Annotated in this window: 14 protein-coding genes; 6 read left to right on the top strand and 8 right to left on the bottom strand. The window is 65.0% G+C overall.

All coding sequences use genetic code 11. The features are described from left to right. The first annotated feature begins 381 nt into the window (after positions 1-381). On the top strand, positions 382-1,257 hold the full coding sequence (locus CC207_RS04585) for a formate/nitrite transporter family protein (protein ID WP_062363818.1): 876 nt from the start codon (positions 382-384) through the stop codon (positions 1,255-1,257). Here the strand turns inward: CC207_RS04585 and CC207_RS04580 are convergent. Continuing rightward, the gene (locus CC207_RS04580; protein ID WP_088851658.1) at positions 1,254-2,348 is read right to left on the bottom strand and encodes an MBL fold metallo-hydrolase; all 1,095 of its coding nucleotides are present in this window, start codon (positions 2,346-2,348) and stop codon (positions 1,254-1,256) included. The two genes, CC207_RS04585 and CC207_RS04580, sit on opposite strands and share 4 nt — an antisense overlap. Before the next feature lie 125 nt (positions 2,349-2,473). On the opposite strand from CC207_RS04580, the gene CC207_RS04575 reads away from it, so the two are divergent. After that, entirely contained in the window at positions 2,474-3,550 is a 1,077-nt protein-coding gene (locus tag CC207_RS04575; RefSeq protein WP_088851657.1) for a diguanylate cyclase, read from the top strand. A 51-nt stretch (positions 3,551-3,601) separates the two neighbouring features. Then, on the top strand, positions 3,602-6,187 hold the full coding sequence (locus CC207_RS04570; protein ID WP_028692105.1) for an EAL domain-containing protein: 2,586 nt from the start codon (positions 3,602-3,604) through the stop codon (positions 6,185-6,187). A 20-nt stretch (positions 6,188-6,207) separates the two neighbouring features. Here the strand turns inward: CC207_RS04570 and CC207_RS04565 are convergent, their stop codons facing one another. Both CC207_RS04565 and CC207_RS04560 read right to left on the bottom strand, forming a co-directional pair. Then, entirely contained in the window at positions 6,208-6,528 is a 321-nt protein-coding gene (locus tag CC207_RS04565) for a DUF2025 family protein (RefSeq protein WP_028692106.1), read from the bottom strand. Positions 6,529-6,652: 124 nt separating this feature from the next. Continuing rightward, on the bottom strand, positions 6,653-7,573 hold the full coding sequence (locus tag CC207_RS04560) for a LysR family transcriptional regulator (RefSeq protein ID WP_028692107.1): 921 nt from the start codon (positions 7,571-7,573) through the stop codon (positions 6,653-6,655). Positions 7,574-7,688: 115 nt separating this feature from the next. Here CC207_RS04560 and CC207_RS04555 point away from each other — a divergent pair, with 115 nt between their 5' ends. Further along, entirely contained in the window at positions 7,689-8,447 is a 759-nt protein-coding gene (locus CC207_RS04555; RefSeq protein ID WP_088851656.1) for an SDR family NAD(P)-dependent oxidoreductase, read from the top strand. A gap of 195 nt (positions 8,448-8,642) precedes the next feature. On the opposite strand, the gene CC207_RS04550 is transcribed toward CC207_RS04555, so the two are convergent. Further along, positions 8,643-9,422, bottom strand: a complete 780-nt coding sequence (locus tag CC207_RS04550) for a LysR family transcriptional regulator (protein ID WP_028692109.1) — start codon at positions 9,420-9,422, stop codon at positions 8,643-8,645. Positions 9,423-9,523: 101 nt separating this feature from the next. Between CC207_RS04550 and CC207_RS04545 the strand changes: the two genes are divergently transcribed. After that, positions 9,524-10,252 carry an SDR family oxidoreductase gene (locus tag CC207_RS04545; protein ID WP_028692110.1) on the top strand — a complete coding sequence of 243 codons (729 nt, stop codon included), beginning with the start codon at positions 9,524-9,526 and terminating at the stop codon, positions 10,250-10,252. A gap of 112 nt (positions 10,253-10,364) precedes the next feature. On the opposite strand, the gene ccoM is transcribed toward CC207_RS04545, so the two are convergent. From ccoM to CC207_RS04530, 4 genes are all read right to left on the bottom strand, one after another. Then, positions 10,365-10,481 (bottom strand): cytochrome c oxidase subunit CcoM, encoded by a 117-nt coding sequence (ccoM, locus tag CC207_RS28175; RefSeq protein WP_023629476.1) that lies wholly within the window; start codon positions 10,479-10,481, stop codon positions 10,365-10,367. Positions 10,482-10,616: 135 nt separating this feature from the next. Then, entirely contained in the window at positions 10,617-10,778 is a 162-nt protein-coding gene (locus CC207_RS27100; RefSeq protein ID WP_088851655.1) for a hypothetical protein, read from the bottom strand. Positions 10,779-10,837: 59 nt separating this feature from the next. After that, a complete protein-coding gene (locus CC207_RS04535) occupies positions 10,838-11,164 on the bottom strand; it encodes a hypothetical protein (RefSeq protein ID WP_028692111.1) in 327 nt (108 codons plus the stop codon). Positions 11,165-11,276: 112 nt separating this feature from the next. Then, positions 11,277-11,972, bottom strand: a complete 696-nt coding sequence (locus tag CC207_RS04530) for a M949_RS01915 family surface polysaccharide biosynthesis protein (protein ID WP_028692112.1) — start codon at positions 11,970-11,972, stop codon at positions 11,277-11,279. A gap of 127 nt (positions 11,973-12,099) precedes the next feature. Here CC207_RS04530 and rapA point away from each other — a divergent pair, with 127 nt between their 5' ends. Continuing rightward, entirely contained in the window at positions 12,100-14,946 is a 2,847-nt protein-coding gene (gene rapA, locus CC207_RS04525; RefSeq protein ID WP_088851654.1) for an RNA polymerase-associated protein RapA, read from the top strand. Positions 14,947-14,986 lie beyond the last annotated feature (40 nt).

Here is a 14,986-nt window from a genome sequence, read left to right as displayed (position 1 = left end):
ACTTGTGATGCTGATAATCTTGGCGACTATCAGTCCGTACTCACAAGCACCCACACGAATTGCTTGATTCAATTTGTTAAAGAGCGTTTGATTAAGAGCTTTTCGTCTCAACCGAGGCGCGCATTCTACGCTTTCCTCATTTCGTGTCAAGCGTTGTTTTGAAGTTTTTTTGAAACTGCTTTTTGCAAAACACCTTCAACCTCAACAACTTACCGCTTGCCTCGTAGCGTTCAACGCTGCGAGGAGGCGAATAATACGCGGTTTGATTTCAGAGTCAACACCTTGATCTGAAAAAACTTTCGATCGCCATCCGGCGGCCGCTCGGCAACTATTCGATGCGGTTGCCGCTCTGTAGAGAAACACGCAAGCGGAGCGGCTGCCATGAGCGATGCACAGAACGAGAAGACCCCGGGGCTGTCGCCGGACGAAGAGCAGGAAGTCAGCCACAACCAACCGCCCCGGGCGGCGGTGCTGCACGAGATCATCCGCGCCCAGGGTGACCACGAACTGGAACGCACGCTCGCCGCCTTGTGGTGGTCAGCGCTGGCGGCTGGCCTGACCATGGGCCTGTCGTTGATGGCCATGGGACTGTTCTACGCCCGCCTGCCCGAAGGCGACAGCGCCCAGGTAATCGCCAGCCTGGGCTACAGCGCAGGCTTCCTGGCGGTGATCCTCGCCCGCCAGCAACTGTTCACCGAAAACACCCTGACCGCCGTGCTGCCACTGATGACCACCCCCACCCTCACCAACCTGGGCCGCCTGCTGCGCCTGTGGACCGTCGTCCTGCTCGGCAACCTGGCCGGCACGCTGCTGGTAGCCTGGGTGATGCTCGAACTGCCGATATTCGACAGCAAGACCGATGTCGCCTTCCTGGATGTGGGCCGCAAGGTGATGGAGAACGGCATCGGCCAGATGTTCGCCAAGGGCATCGTCTCAGGCTGGATGATCGCCACCATGGTCTGGATGATCCCGTCCATGGAGCACGCCAAGATCTGGATCATCCTGATGATCACCTACCTGATGGCCCTGGGCGACTTCACGCATATAGTAGTGGGCTCGGTCGAGGTCTCTTACCTGGTCTGGGCCGGCGAGCAGAGCTGGAGCGCCTTCTGGCTCGACTTCGCCCTGCCCACCCTGGCCGGCAACATCATTGGCGGCAGTTTCATCTTCGCCTTGATCAGCCATGCCCAAGTGCGCAGCGACAGCGGCAAGCCGCCCTCGAAACTGTTGAAGCACGACAAACAGGCCAGGAACTAGCGCGCGGCAACCGCCCGCTCGGACGCCCTGCCCCGCTGCGGCAATGGCCGCGGCCGCCACCAGTTCTGCCCCGGATGCGGCGAGTCTAGGCTGACCCGTTCGCCCATCTGTGGCGTGCTCAGCTCTACCTGGGCGGCATTGGCCAGTGTCAGGATACGCTCGAAGGGCTCCTGCCAGCTGTGGATCGACAGGTCGAAGGTGCCGTTGTGAATAGGCAGCAGCCAACGGCCCTTCAGGTCCAGGTGCGCCTGCAGGGTCTGCTCCGGCTGCATATGCACACTGGGCCAGGCGACGTTGTAGGCGCCGGTCTCCATCAAGGTCACGTCGAAGGGCCCGTAGCGCTCGCCGATCTCGCGAAAGCCGGCGAAGTAACCAGTATCACCGCTGAAGAACAGCCGCAGCCCTTCGTCGATCATCACCCAGGACGCCCACAGTCTGTGGTTGCTGTCGAACAACCCACGTCCGGAAAAGTGCTGCGCCGGCGTGGCGGCGAAGCGCACGCCTTCGACTTCGGTTTCCTGCCACCAGTCCAGTTGCCGCACCTTGGCCGGCGGCACGCCCCACTCGATGAGCAGGTCGCCTACTCCCAGCGGTGCGAGAAAGTGCTCGGTGCGCGGCGCCAACCGGCGGATGGCCTGCTCGTCGAGGTGGTCGAAATGATCATGGGACAGGATCACCGCAGTCAGCGGCGGCAGATCGTCGAGCGCCAACGGCGGCGCATGGAAGCGCAGCGGCCCGGCCCACTGCACCGGTGAGGCGCGCTCGGCGAACACCGGGTCGGTAATGAAGAAGCGCCCGCGCAGCTTGAGCAGTACCGTGGAGTGGCCAAGACGCCACAAGCTATGGTCCGGCGCGTCGGCCACCTGCTGGCGGGTCATCGTCTGCAGGCTCAGCGCAGCATCTGGCCGGGTTTGCGGCGGCTTGCGCAGCAGCAGGTACTTGACGCCGATGCGCAGCTTCTTGAGCACGCCATCCCTGGGCAGCTCGACCTGGTTGTGAAAGCGTCCGTCCCGGTGCGGTGCCGGCTCGCCGGCGGGGGTAGCCATGGGGACCATGAGCAGCAGCACTCCACAAAAGAAGAAGGCCTTCATAGTACTCCACAGGGTCGGATCAACCGTGAAATGGCTTGTAAGGTCATTTTTCGCCGATGAACGATTGTTCAACAATATTCACACGACTTATGCGATAAACGGCGCCCCACAGAAGAACGACAACCATGATCGATAACCGCAGCGGCAAGGGGCTCTCTTTCGTCAGGCGCATCTACCTGCCGCGCATCATCGGCCTGGGGATCGGCCTGTTCAGCGTAATGGCCGCCATCGCCCCGCTGAACCCGCCGCAGTGGGCCTGGGCCCTGCTGCTGTTCAATGGCCTGCTCTGGCCTCATGTGGCCTACCAATGGGCCCTGCGCTCGGCCACGCCTTACCAGGCCGAACAGCGCAACATCCTGCTGGACTCCCTTATGAGCGGGTTCTGGACCGCGGCGATGCATTTCAACCCGCTGCCCACGGTGACCATCCTGTCGATGATGACCATGAACAACGTCGCCGCCGGCGGCAAACGGGTGCTGCTGCGCGGTCTGCTGGCTCAACTGGGCGGCATGCTGCTGGCCAGCGCCCTGCTCGGTACCGGCCTGCAGCCCCAGGCCACGCAACTGCAGGTGCTTGCCTGCCTGCCGATGCTCACCCTCTACCCCTTGGCCCTGGGTTGGGTGTGCTACCAGTTGGCGATCAAGCTGGCCGAGCACAAGCGCCGCCTAAGCGCCCTGAGCCGCACCGACAGCCTTACCGGCCTGCTCAACCATGGCTCGTGGAAGGACCTGCTGCTGCTCAAGTTCCAGATCTGCCAGCAACAGCAGCTGCCGGCGGTAGTCGCCCTGATCGACATCGACCACTTCAAGACCATCAACGACACCTACGGCCATGTGGTCGGCGACTGCGTGCTGCGCCAGCTCAGCCAGGAACTGCGGCGCAACCTGCGCGAGGACGACCTGGCCGGGCGCTACGGCGGTGACGAGTTCTGCGTGATCCTCCCTGGCGCCCACGAAGCCCAGGCGTGCCAGGCCATGGAGCGCCTGCGCGAGCGCGTCGGCGCCTACCGCAACCCGCAACTGCCGGGCCTGCGCATCAGCCTGAGCATCGGCCTGGCGGACTTTCGCACCACCCTCGCCTCGCCCGAACATTGGCTGGAACAGGCCGACAAGGCGCTGTACGCCGCCAAGCACCAGGGGCGCGACCAGGTCAATTTCGCCCGCGGCGAGGCCGCCCTGCTCAAGCTGGCCTATCCTGACTGAACCTTCGCCCAGGCCCCGGGCGCAGACAGCAGTTGAAGGAGTCGCCCGTACATGGACAGGAACGTCGACCTTTCATCCTCCAGCCCCACTTCGCGCCTGCAGGTGCGCAGGCTGGTAGGCGCCTTCTGCGCTCTGTTCGGCCTCGCCTGCGTGTTCACCCTGGTGGCGCTGTTCAACATCGCCGCCACGCTGGACCGCCAGGCGCTGGAGCAGAGCACCTTCCAGGCTACCCAGGCACTGGAGCAGCGGCTGGTGGCGTCGCGCCAGTTCCTCTCCAGCTACGCCGTCTGGGACGCTGCCTACGAACATCTGGTAGGCAAGGTCGACTGGCAGTGGGCGTATGACGAGAAGAACGTCGGTGAGTCGCTGTACAGCGCCAGCGGCTACGAAGGCGTGTTCGTGATCGAGGATGACCGCACCACCTATGCCCTGTTCAAGGGCAAACCCACCGACTCACCGGCCAGCGCCCATATCGACAGTCCCCTGGCGCCGATCACCGACGCGGCGCGCAAGGCGGCCCCGGCCCGCGAGCAGGTGGCCCACTTCGTGCGCTTCAACGGCTGGCCCGCGGTGCTCAGCGCGGCGGCGGTGCGCCCGGACAAAGAGGTGACCGAGGCGGATGTGCGCCAGGCGCCGGTGATGGTGTTTATCGACCAACTGACCGAGGCCAAGCTCGCCGTGCTGGGCAAGGGTGCGGGCCTGACCGGCATGCGCCTGGAGAAAAATGGCGCCGCCCAGACCGGACAACCGCACATCGCCCTGGAGGAAACCGGCTATTACCTGGCCTGGAACACGCCGCTACCGGGTCGCCAGTTGCTCCACGCTTTCCTGCCGCCGCTGCTGGCGGTGCTGCTGGTGCTCGGCCTGGTGCTCCTGTACCTGTTCCGCCATGCCCTGCGCAGCTCCCGCGCCATCGACGACAGCCTGCTGCGCCTGCAGCAAAGCAACCGCGCCCTGGAGGCCAGCGAGCAGCGCTTTCGCGCAGTGGCCGAGGCCGCGTCGGACTGGATCTGGGAAACCGACCGCCAGCACCGCCTGACCTACCTGTCGCAGCGCTTCGTCAGCGTCACCGGCTACCGGCTAGAGGACTGGATAGGCCAGCCGCTAAACCAGCTGCTGGCCTGCGACACCACGCCCCTGCTGCCGTGGCTCGACAGCCAGGCCGACGACAACCCGCAGCAACTGGCCAACCTGCGCTGCAACTACGATGACGCCAGCGGGCAGAACCGCTACTGCCGCGTTTCGGCGCGCTCGATCGTCTACGAGGGCAAGCTCGCCGGCTTTCGCGGCACCGCCAGCGATATCACTGACGAAGTCGCCGCCCATGCCCGCATCCAGCACCTGTCGATGCACGATGCCCTGACTGGCCTTGCCAACCGCAACAAGCTGTCACGCCACCTTGAGCATGCGCTGTTGCGCGGCAGCGATTCACCGCCGCTGACCTTGCTGCTGCTCGACCTGGACAGTTTCAAGCCGATCAACGATTCCCTCGGCCACCCGGCCGGCGACGCGGTGTTGCAGGAGGTGGCCGGTCGCCTGCGCGACACCACCCGCGAAAATGACCTGGTGGCTCGCCTGGGCGGCGACGAGTTCGTCCTGGTGCTGCATGGCCTGGACAATCGCAGCGAGATCGATCGTTTCTGCGCCCGCCTGCTCGAGTTGCTGCAGCAACCTATAATCTACGAGGGACAACAGTTGCATATCGGCGCCAGCATTGGCATCGCCCAGACCCGAATCCAGGGCTACGATGCCGGTGAGTTGATCCGCTACGCCGACATTGCGCTGTACCAGGCCAAAGCCGACGGCAAGAATACCTGGCGTTACTTCTCGCCAGAGATGAACCAGCAGATCCAGTACCGCCGACAACTGGAAAACGACCTGCGCCGGGCGATCAAGCAGCACGAGTTCGTCCTGCACTATCAGCCACGCTATCGCCTGTACGACCTGCGCATCGTCTCGGTGGAGGCCCTGCTGCGCTGGCAGCACCCCGAGGAGGGCCTGCTCGGGCCGGACACCTTCATTCCCCTGGCCGAGCAGAGCGACCTGATCGTGCCCCTTGGTCGCTGGGTGCTGGCCGAGGCCTGCCGCAATGCCCGCGACTGGCCCGACGAACTGCTGGTCTCGGTCAACCTGTCGCCGGCGCAGTTCTCCCGCAGCGATGTGGTCGCCGATGTGCGCCAGGTACTGCTGGACACCGGCTTCCCGGCCCAGCGCCTGGAACTGGAGATCACCGAGAACGTGATGCTCAACGACATCGAGGGCGCCCTGGGCACCATGCTCGCGCTCAAGGAGCTGGGCGTGCGCCTGAACATGGACGACTTCGGCACCGGTTACTCGTCGCTGGGTTACCTGCGCACCTACCCCTTCGACAGCATCAAGATCGACAAGCGCTTCATCGCCGGGCTCAGCAGCCAGAGCGGCAACGACCGGGCAGTGGTGCAGGCCATCATCAACCTGGGCAAGGCCATGGGGCTGACGGTCACCGCCGAGGGGGTGGAGACCGAGCAGCAGTTGCAGGCGCTGGACAGGGAGCAGTGCCATGAGGTCCAGGGCTACTACCTGAGCAAGCCGGTGGACCGGGCGGGTTTCGAGGCGCTGCTGGCGGGCCGCGAGGTGCGCCAGCAGGATGTGTCCTGACTCCCTCTTGATGCATGCCTTCAGCGCAGGCTGCGTTCAGCCACGATCTCCGGCAGGTCGGTGCGCTTGAGGTAGATGCGCAGCGGCTCGCCGATGTTCAGCCGATCGTCCACATGCTGCTCCAGCAGCAAGGCCAGGCGCTCCCGGCACAATGCCATGCGCGTGTCGGCCTCGGGGCGCCAGACGAACTCGTTGCAGGGGGTGATGCTGTCGTCGGCGACGTCCATGCCGAACGAATCTTCGGAAAACCGCACGATATGCATGCCGCGCTTGCCGTGGAAGCCGACAAAGCCCTTGAGCTGGTCGGCGGCGTCGCAGATGTCCTGGGAAGTGATGGCCATGGCGTAACCTCGCAAAATTCGGAAGTGACGCACGCAGGGAACGGTCACCTCTGGCGGGCGACGCGCAGGTACCAGCCTAACGCAACTGCGGGAACCTTCGCCACGCATTCTCACCCTTCCCGTTTCAGCCGGTTGGCGCCGCCACCGGGTCGACCTGCGACGCCAGCAGCGCCGCCAGCCAGTTCATGAACGCCTGGACTCGGCGCGGCACATGGCGCTGCCGGGCATACAGCAGCGACACCGGCATGGCCCGCGCCTGCCAGGGCTCGAGCAGCGATATCAGTTCTCCATTGCGCAGGTGTTCATCGACGCCCACCGCCGGTACCTGGATCAGCCCGAGCCCTGCCAGGCAGGCGGCGGAATAGGCTTCGGCATTGTTCACCGTGACCACGCCGGCCATGGCCTGAAAGCGCAGCTCGCCCTCCTGCACGTATTCGAACCCGGCGCTGCGGGCACCGAGGTTGCGCACGTAGTGGACCAACCGATGGCCGGCCAGATCCTGCAGGTTCCGTGGCACGCCGTGACGCTCGAGGTAGGCGGGGCTGGCACAGTTGCGCATGCTCAGTCGCCCCACCGGGCGGGCAACCACGTCCAGTTCGCTGAGCGCGCCGATGCGCATCACGCAGTCGAAGCCTTCGCGCAGCAGGTCGACCTGGCGGTCGGTGCAACTAAGCTCCACTTCCAGGCGCGGGAAACGCTCGAGAAACCCTGGCAGCGCCGGCACAATCAGCCGCCGCGCCATCATGGTCGGCAGGTCGATGCGCAGGCGCCCGGTCAGCTCGGCATCGTCGGCGCTGAACAGGCTTTCGATCTCGTCCATGCCCGACAGCAGGTCCTTGCTGCGCTCGTAGAGCAAGGCGCCGTCCTGGGTGGTCTGCACCCGCCGCGTGGTGCGGTTGAACAGGCGCGTGCCGAGCAACCGTTCCAGCGCCCGCACCTGCTCGGAGACGGTCGAACGCGGCAGGCCCAGGCTTTCGCCGGCCAGGGTGAAACTGCTCAGTTCGCTGACCCTGACAAAAGTGCGCAACAGCTCAAGCTTGTTCATCACGGGCTCCGATTGTCCATTCAATACGAACAGTATTTCCGGAATCCGTGGATTTAACAGCCATCAACCGATCAATAACCTGTCATTCAACCACCACCCCAACGAGGTAACCGATATGACTCGCAAGATCGCACTGATCACCGGCGCCAGCCGCGGCCTGGGCAAGAACACCGCCGAACACCTGGCCGCTCGCGGAATCGACATCATCGGCACCTACCACAGCAAGGCCGACGAGGCCCACGCCGTGGCCGCCTCGCTCGAACAGGCCGGCGTGCGCGCCGCCATGCTGCAACTGGATGTCAGCGACAGCGCCAGCTTTGCCGCCTTCGCCGAGCGCCTGGGCGACACCCTCGAACAGCAGTTTGGCCGCCTCCAGTTGGACTTCCTGGTGAACAACGCCGGCATCGGCCTGAACGTGCCGTTCAGCGAGACCAGCGAAGTGCAATTCGACCAGTTGCTGAACATCCAGCTCAAGGGGCCGTTCTTCCTCACCCAGCGCCTGCTGCCGCTGCTGGCCGACGGCGGGCGCATCGTCAACATCTCCACAGGCCTGACCCGCTTCGCCCTGCCCGGCTACGCCGCCTATGCGGCCATGAAGGGCGCCATGGAAGTGCTGACCCGCTACCAGGCCAAGGAGCTGGGGGCGCGCGGTATTCGCGTGAACATTCTCGCGCCGGGCGCCATCGAGACCGACTTCGGCGGTGGCGTGGTGCGCGACAACCAGCAGGTTAACGACTACATCGCCAGCAACACGGCACTGGGACGCGTCGGCCTACCCGACGACATCGGTGCGGCCATCGCCCTGTTGCTGGAGGACGGCAATGGCTGGATCACCGGGCAGCGGCTGGAGGTGTCAGGGGGGATGTTTCTCTAGGCATGTGGCAGATTGACTGGCTTGTTACGCGGTTCCCTGTAGGCCTTGTGTCGCGAAGCGGCCCCAGGATCTTGGGTATGTTTCAAGATTGTCGGGGCTGCTTCGCAGCCCTTTCGCGACACAAGGCCGCTCCCACAGGGATCGCGCCAGATTCTAAAAATTGAGCAAGACAGTTGCTCCCACAATCCTGGTCGTTCAAGCGCGGCTCAGGGCCTGATGCAGCGCTGCCACGGCGGGTAGTGCCAAGGCCTCATGGGACATGCACAATCCGACCCGACGGCGCAGCGTCAGGCCGCTGCCCGGCTGCCAGTAGACGCCCGGGCAACGCTCGACCAGCGACTGCGGCAACCAGGCCGCGCCCTGCCCGGCGGCGACCATGGCCAGGACCCGTTGCAACGAACCGGCCTGGCCGACCTGCTCCCCCCCGTCATACAAGCCCATCAAGCGTTGGTGCGACGGGTGCTGCGGGCAGGTGATCCAGCGTCCGTCCGGCTGGCTGCCGGTGGCCATCACCCGCACGAACGCTTCCTCCCACAGCGGCAGGAACAGTTCGTCCTCACAGCGCTGAGACTCGTCCGCCAGGCGTGCATCACCGTCGCAGCCCTCCAGCAGGGTCAACTGCAAGCCCGCCACCGCCTGGCTGGCCAGACGCACGCAGGCCTCGACCTGGGCCGGTGCGATGTCGGCCTCGATGCCCAGCGCCAACGGCACCCGCTCCTGCCCCTGACGAAAACGCAGGCGCAGGGCCTCGGCCTCGGCCACCATGCGGCAGGCCTGGGGATAGAGCTCGCGGGCCTGCTCGCTGACTTCGACCCCACGGGCTTGGCGCAGGAACAATTCGGCGCCCAGCTCCTCTTCCAGCTGGCGAATGGTCACCGACAAAGTCGGCTGGGCCACGCACAAACGCTGGGCGGCTACCGTGATGTTGCGCGCTTCGAAGACGGCGATAAATGCCTTGAGGTGACGAATATCCATAGATAGAACCGATGCCAGCCAGAGAAATAAGCCGTTTTTCATGGCCGCAGACGCAATCTAGAATCCTGGCCATCGAAAGCGATTATGCCTGGGAGGCAACCATGAACAAACCCTTGATCATTGTCACTGGCGCCAGCTCCGGTATCGGCGCCGCCACCGCCCAGCGATTCTCCGCTGCGGGTCATCCACTGCTGCTGATCGCCCGACGCCTGGAACGCCTCGAGGCGCTGGCGCTTCCCGATTGCCTGTGCCGCGCCGTGGATATCCGCGACCGGGCGGCGCTGGTGGCTGCCGTGGCCGAGGCCGAAGCGCTGTACGGCCCGGCCGATGCCCTGGTGAACAACGCCGGGGTGATGCTGCTGGGGCAGGTGCACGAGCAGGATCCGGAGCAGTGGGAGCGCATGTTCGACATCAACGTCAAGGGATTGCTCAACGGCGTGCAGGCGCTGGTCGGCGGGATGATCGAGCGGCGCCACGGCACGCTGATCAACGTCAGTTCCGTGGCCGGGCGCAAGACCTTCCCCAACCATGTGGCCTATGTGGGCAGCAAGTTCGCCGTGCACGGGCTGTCGGAGAACCTGCGCGAAGAGTTGGCGCCGCATAATGTGCGGGTGGTGACCATCGCCCCGGGCGCGGTGGAGACCGAGCTGCTCGGGCACACCACCGACGAGGGCATCAAGCGCGACTACGAAGCGTGGAAGGCCAATGATATGGGCGGCGTGGTACTGAGCGCCGAGGATGTCGCCGGGGCGATCGTCTGGGCCTACCAGCAGCCGCAGCAGGTTTGCATTCGCGAGATCGTGCTGGCGGCGACCGCTCAACAACCCTGAGATGAATGCGCCCCGTACGTCGGCAAGCCCCGCCCCGCGATGAAAATCCAGGCAAAAAAATGGGCGACCGAAGTCGCCCTAAATGCCTTGCGTGCTCATGGATCGGGAAGGATCAGCGCTGATTACGCTTTTTCGAGTCCTTCCAGATGAAAATGCCCAGACCGGCGAAGAACGCCAACATCAACCCGACCGTTACCACACCGGCGATAACCACGTTGTCGAAGAACATGTCGGCCCCTCCCTTGATGTGCCGTCATCCGATGGGTGCAAGGTAACCAATGCCGGGAGGGGGAAAATTGACCGGAGTCAATGGCGCCCGGAGCCGGGCGCGCGAGGCGGGTGCAGGGTTGACCTGCATCAAGTTTCAGCGCTTCTTGGGTTTGCCCTTGGGCTTTTTCTTCTTGGCCTGGACCAGCGGCATGGCCTGTTCGAAGGCCTGGCGCATGTCGTTCAGGCGCTTGTCGTTGAGGTCGTGGATGCGTTTGGCGCGTTCGGCGCCGAAATCGATCAGGTTGTCTTGGCTCATGGCGGGCTCGACGGACAGCAGAGGCCTTTATGATGAAGGCAAGCGGCAGTGCTGACTAGTCAGACTTCGATATCCACCAGCAACCCCTGGCGCGTGCGCTCGCCCATCGGCGCCACCGGCACGGTGTTGTCGGCGTTGAGCTCTTCGCCCGGCACGGCCTCGTACCGATCGCCTTCAGCCTGCTTGCGCCTTTTTTGCTGACGGCGTTGCTCGTCGCGCAGCAGCAGGGCCTGCTCTTGGGGATCACGATGATTCTTCAGGTCAATGGTGCCATCGCTGGAGGTCGGCTGCGTGGGTACCACCGGCGCAATGGTCGGCGGTGGCTTGACCGGGTCGTGTTGCGAGGTCACGGGGGCGGCACTGAGCGGGATGATCGGCGGCAGCATGGTGGGTCTCCTGTAGCCTGGTTGTCGGCTGGTGGTGCGCCGCCTTGAATGCCTGCGGTCAAAGGTGTGCGGCGTGTCACAGCGCCGCACTGCGCTGGATTATAGCGCGGGATTACTCAGCCTCGTCGTCCGGGTCATCGTCTGGCGCGGCGCTCGACTCGCTCCAAGGCCGCTTGTAGACCTGCTGCCAGACCGCGTCCATGTGCTCGCGCACGACCTGCGGGGCGCTCTTGAGCGAGGCGCTATCCTCGCGCTCGCCGCCGAACGCGTCTTCACCGGGCGGGCTGATCAGCGACTGGCCGGTTATTGTGTAGATCGCTTGGCCCTCACGCATCTCGATGGCGATGTCGTGGGGGTCGATGCCGCCGCCGCAGAAGGCGTGGCTGGCCACGGTGACTTCGGCGACGCCGTCCTTGTTCAGGTCACCGACATCGCTGACGTCGGTATAAAAGTCGACGTCCAGGTCCAGTCCGGCGCAGGTGGTCTCCTGCTCGATCTGCCAGCGCGCCTTGAAAGCATCACCGCCGGCGGCGCGGCCATACAAGGTGGCCTTGAGCACCACCTTGTCGACTTCCTCCTCGGTGTCGGGGTCGGTGGCCTGGCCATCGACACGGCTCAGCACCAGCAGGCCTTCACCCTCGCGGTCGTGGAAGTGCACACTCTTGATCGGTGTCTGCACACCGAGCACCTCGAGTTGCTCGACCGGAATCGGCGGCAGGACTTCGAAGCTCTTCTGTTCGCAGGCGGCCAGCAGCGCGAGGCTGCCCAGGCCCAGAGTGACGTTCAACCAGCGGTGCTTGGCAACCATGTTGGCGCGTGGCCCTCGTGACAGGACGGTATTCGTCGATGAAAGCGCTAGACTCTTCACATTCATTGGTCTGGCGAAGCCGATCCGTTAACATAGCCGGCTTTTTCATCGCGGGAGTTTTGGCAGTATGGCGCAGCAGTATCAACCGGGGCAACGCTGGATCAGCGACAGCGAAGCCGAGCTCGGTCTTGGGACCATCCTGGCGCAGGATGGCCGTCTGTTGACCGTGCTCTACCCGGCCACGGGCGACACCCGCCAGTACTCGCTACGCAATGCGCCGCTGACCCGCGTGCGCTTCTCGCCCGGCGACCTGATCACCCACTTCGAAGGCTGGAAGCTGACCGTGCAGGAAGTCGAGGACATCGACGGCCTGATGGTCTACCACGGCATCGATGGCCAGAACCAGCCGCGCACCCTGCCCGAGACGCAGCTGTCAAACTTCATCCAGTTCCGCCTTGCCAGCGACCGCCTGTTCGCCGGGCAGATCGACCCGCTGTCGTGGTTCTCGCTGCGCTACAACACCCTGCAGCACACCAGCAAGCAGATGCTCTCCTCCTTGTGGGGCCTGGGCGGTGTGCGCGCCCAGCCCATCGCCCACCAGTTGCACATCGCCCGTGAAGTGGCCGACCGCATCGCTCCCCGGGTATTGCTGGCCGACGAAGTGGGCCTGGGCAAGACCATCGAGGCTGGCCTGGTAATCCACCGCCAGTTGCTGTCCGGGCGGGCCAATCGCGTGCTGATCCTGGTACCCGAGAACCTCCAGCACCAGTGGCTGGTGGAAATGCGCCGACGCTTCAACCTGCAAGTGGCACTGTTCGACGCCGAGCGCTTCATCGAAAGCGACGCCAGCAACCCGTTCGAGGATGCCCAGTTGGCGCTGGTCGCCCTGGAATGGCTGGTCGAGGACGAGAAGGCCCAGGACGCGCTGTTTGCCGCCGGCTGGGACCTGATGGTGGTCGACGAAGCACACCACCTGGTCTGGCACGAGGAACAGGCCAGCGCCGAGTATGCGCTGGTCGAGCAACTGGCCCAGGTCATCCCGGGCGTGCTGCTGCTCACCGCCACCCCGGAACAGCTCGGCCAGGACAGCCACTTCGCCCGCCTGCGCCTGCTCGACCCCAACCGTTTCCACGACCTTGCCGCATTCCGTGCCGAGAGCGAAAACTATCGCCCGGTCGCTGAAGCGGTGCAGGAACTGCTCGACGAAGGCCGTCTGTCGGCCAAGGCCCACGCTACTATCCAAGGCTTCCTCGGTGCCGAAGGCGAAGCCCTGCTGGCCGCGGTCAGCGATGGCGACAGCCAGGCCAGCGCCCGTCTGATCCGCGAGCTGCTCGACCGCCACGGTACCGGCCGCGTGCTGTTTCGCAACACCCGCGCGGCAATCCAGGGCTTCCCCGAGCGCCAGCTGCACCCCTACCCGCTGGCCAACCCCGACGCCTATGCCGAGCTGCCCTCGGGCGAGCGCGCCGAGTTGTACCCGGAAGTGGCCTTCCAGGCCCAGGGCGAGACCGGCGACGACGAGCGCTGGTGGCGTTTCGATCCACGGGTCGACTGGCTGATCGACACCCTGAAGATGCTCAAGCGCACCAAGGTCCTGGTGATCTGCGCCCACGCCGAGACCGCCATGGACCTGGAAGACGCCCTGCGCGTGCGTTCCGGCATCCCGGCCACGGTGTTCCATGAAGGCATGAGCATCCTCGAGCGCGACCGTGCCGCCGCCTATTTCGCCGATGAGGAATTCGGCGCCCAAGTGCTGATCTGCTCCGAGATCGGCAGTGAGGGCCGCAACTTCCAGTTCGCCCACCACCTGGTGATGTTCGACCTGCCGGCGCACCCCGACCTGCTCGAGCAGCGCATCGGCCGTCTCGACCGGATCGGCCAGAAACACACGATCCAGCTGCACATCCCGTACCTGCAGGACAGCCCGCAGGAGCGCCTGTTCCAGTGGTACCACGAAGGCCTCAACGCCTTTCTCAACACCTGCCCGACCGGCAACGCCCTGCAGCATCAGTTCGGCCCGCGCCTGCTGCCACTGCTGGCCGACAGTGACGAGAAGAGCTGGAGCAATCTGGTGGCCGAGGCCCGCGCCGAGCGCGAGCGCCTGGAAGCCGAGCTGCATACCGGCCGCGACCGCCTGCTGGAGCTCAACTCCGGCGGTGCCGGCGAAGGCCAGGCGCTGGTCGAGGCCATTCTCGAACAGGACGACCAGTTCGCCCTGCCGATCTATATGGAAACCCTGTTCGACGCCTTCGGCATCGACAGCGAGGACCATTCGGAAAACGCCCTGATCCTCAAGCCGAGCGAGAAGATGCTCGATGCCAGCTTCCCGCTGGGCGACGACGAAGGCGTGACCATCACCTACGACCGTGGCCAGGCGCTGTCGCGCGAGGACATGCAGTTCCTCACCTGGGAACACCCGATGGTCCAAGGTGGCATGGACCTGGTGCTGTCCGGTTCGATGGGCAACACCGCGGTTGCGCTGATCAAGAACAAGGCGCTCAAGCCCGGCACCGTGCTGCTCGAACTGCTCTACGTCAGTGAAGTGGTCGCCCCCCGCAGCCTGCAGCTGGGCCGTTACCTGCCGCCGGCGGCGCTGCGCTGCCTGCTGGATACCAACGGCAACGACCTGGGCCCGCGGGTGGCGTTCGAAACCCTTAACGACCAGCTCGAAAGCGTGCCCAAGGCCAGCGCCAACAAGTTCGTCCAGGCCCAGCGCGACGTGCTGGCCAAGCGCATCGCCGCCGGCGAGGCCAAGGTCCTGCCGACCCACAACGAACGCGTGGCCCAGGCCCGGCAGCGGCTCACCGCCGAGGCCGACGAGGAACTGGCGCGCCTGACCGCGCTGAAGGCCGTGAACCCGAGCGTGCGTGACAGCGAGATCGATGCCCTGCGCAAGCAGCGTGAAGAAGGGCTGGCGGCGCTGGACAAAGCGGCGCTGCGCCTTGAGGCGATCCGGGTGCTTGTCGCCGGTTGATCTCAATAGAGGTCATCGCGGGGCAAGCCCGCTCCCCCGA

It is taken from the genome of Pseudomonas sp. DrBHI1 (assembly GCF_002205115.1).
Classification (GTDB): domain Bacteria; phylum Pseudomonadota; class Gammaproteobacteria; order Pseudomonadales; family Pseudomonadaceae; genus Aquipseudomonas; species Aquipseudomonas mosselii.
The sequence above is the reverse complement of the archived record's forward strand: the minus strand, read 5'-3'. Positions and strand labels throughout refer to the sequence as shown.

Excerpts from the sequence above, each read along its gene's own strand:
- CC207_RS04565 (WP_028692106.1), bottom strand. The coding sequence starts at position 6,528 with ATGGCCATCACTTCCCAGGACATCTGCGACGCCGCCGACCAGCTCAAG.
- CC207_RS04535 (WP_028692111.1), bottom strand. The coding sequence starts at position 11,164 with ATGCTGCCGCCGATCATCCCGCTCAGTGCCGCCCCCGTGACCTCGCAA.
- CC207_RS04530 (WP_028692112.1), bottom strand. The coding sequence starts at position 11,972 with ATGGTTGCCAAGCACCGCTGGTTGAACGTCACTCTGGGCCTGGGCAGC.
- CC207_RS04570 (WP_028692105.1), top strand. The coding sequence starts at position 3,602 with ATGGACAGGAACGTCGACCTTTCATCCTCCAGCCCCACTTCGCGCCTG.
- CC207_RS04560 (WP_028692107.1), bottom strand. The coding sequence starts at position 7,573 with ATGAACAAGCTTGAGCTGTTGCGCACTTTTGTCAGGGTCAGCGAACTG.
- CC207_RS04545 (WP_028692110.1), top strand. The coding sequence starts at position 9,524 with ATGAACAAACCCTTGATCATTGTCACTGGCGCCAGCTCCGGTATCGGC.
- CC207_RS04555 (WP_088851656.1), top strand. The coding sequence starts at position 7,689 with ATGACTCGCAAGATCGCACTGATCACCGGCGCCAGCCGCGGCCTGGGC.
- rapA (WP_088851654.1), top strand. The coding sequence starts at position 12,100 with ATGGCGCAGCAGTATCAACCGGGGCAACGCTGGATCAGCGACAGCGAA.
- CC207_RS27100 (WP_088851655.1), bottom strand. The coding sequence starts at position 10,778 with ATGAGCCAAGACAACCTGATCGATTTCGGCGCCGAACGCGCCAAACGC.
- CC207_RS04580 (WP_088851658.1), bottom strand. The coding sequence starts at position 2,348 with ATGAAGGCCTTCTTCTTTTGTGGAGTGCTGCTGCTCATGGTCCCCATG.
- ccoM (WP_023629476.1), bottom strand. The coding sequence starts at position 10,481 with ATGTTCTTCGACAACGTGGTTATCGCCGGTGTGGTAACGGTCGGGTTG.
- CC207_RS04575 (WP_088851657.1), top strand. The coding sequence starts at position 2,474 with ATGATCGATAACCGCAGCGGCAAGGGGCTCTCTTTCGTCAGGCGCATC.
- CC207_RS04550 (WP_028692109.1), bottom strand. The coding sequence starts at position 9,422 with ATGGATATTCGTCACCTCAAGGCATTTATCGCCGTCTTCGAAGCGCGC.
- CC207_RS04585 (WP_062363818.1), top strand. The coding sequence starts at position 382 with ATGAGCGATGCACAGAACGAGAAGACCCCGGGGCTGTCGCCGGACGAA.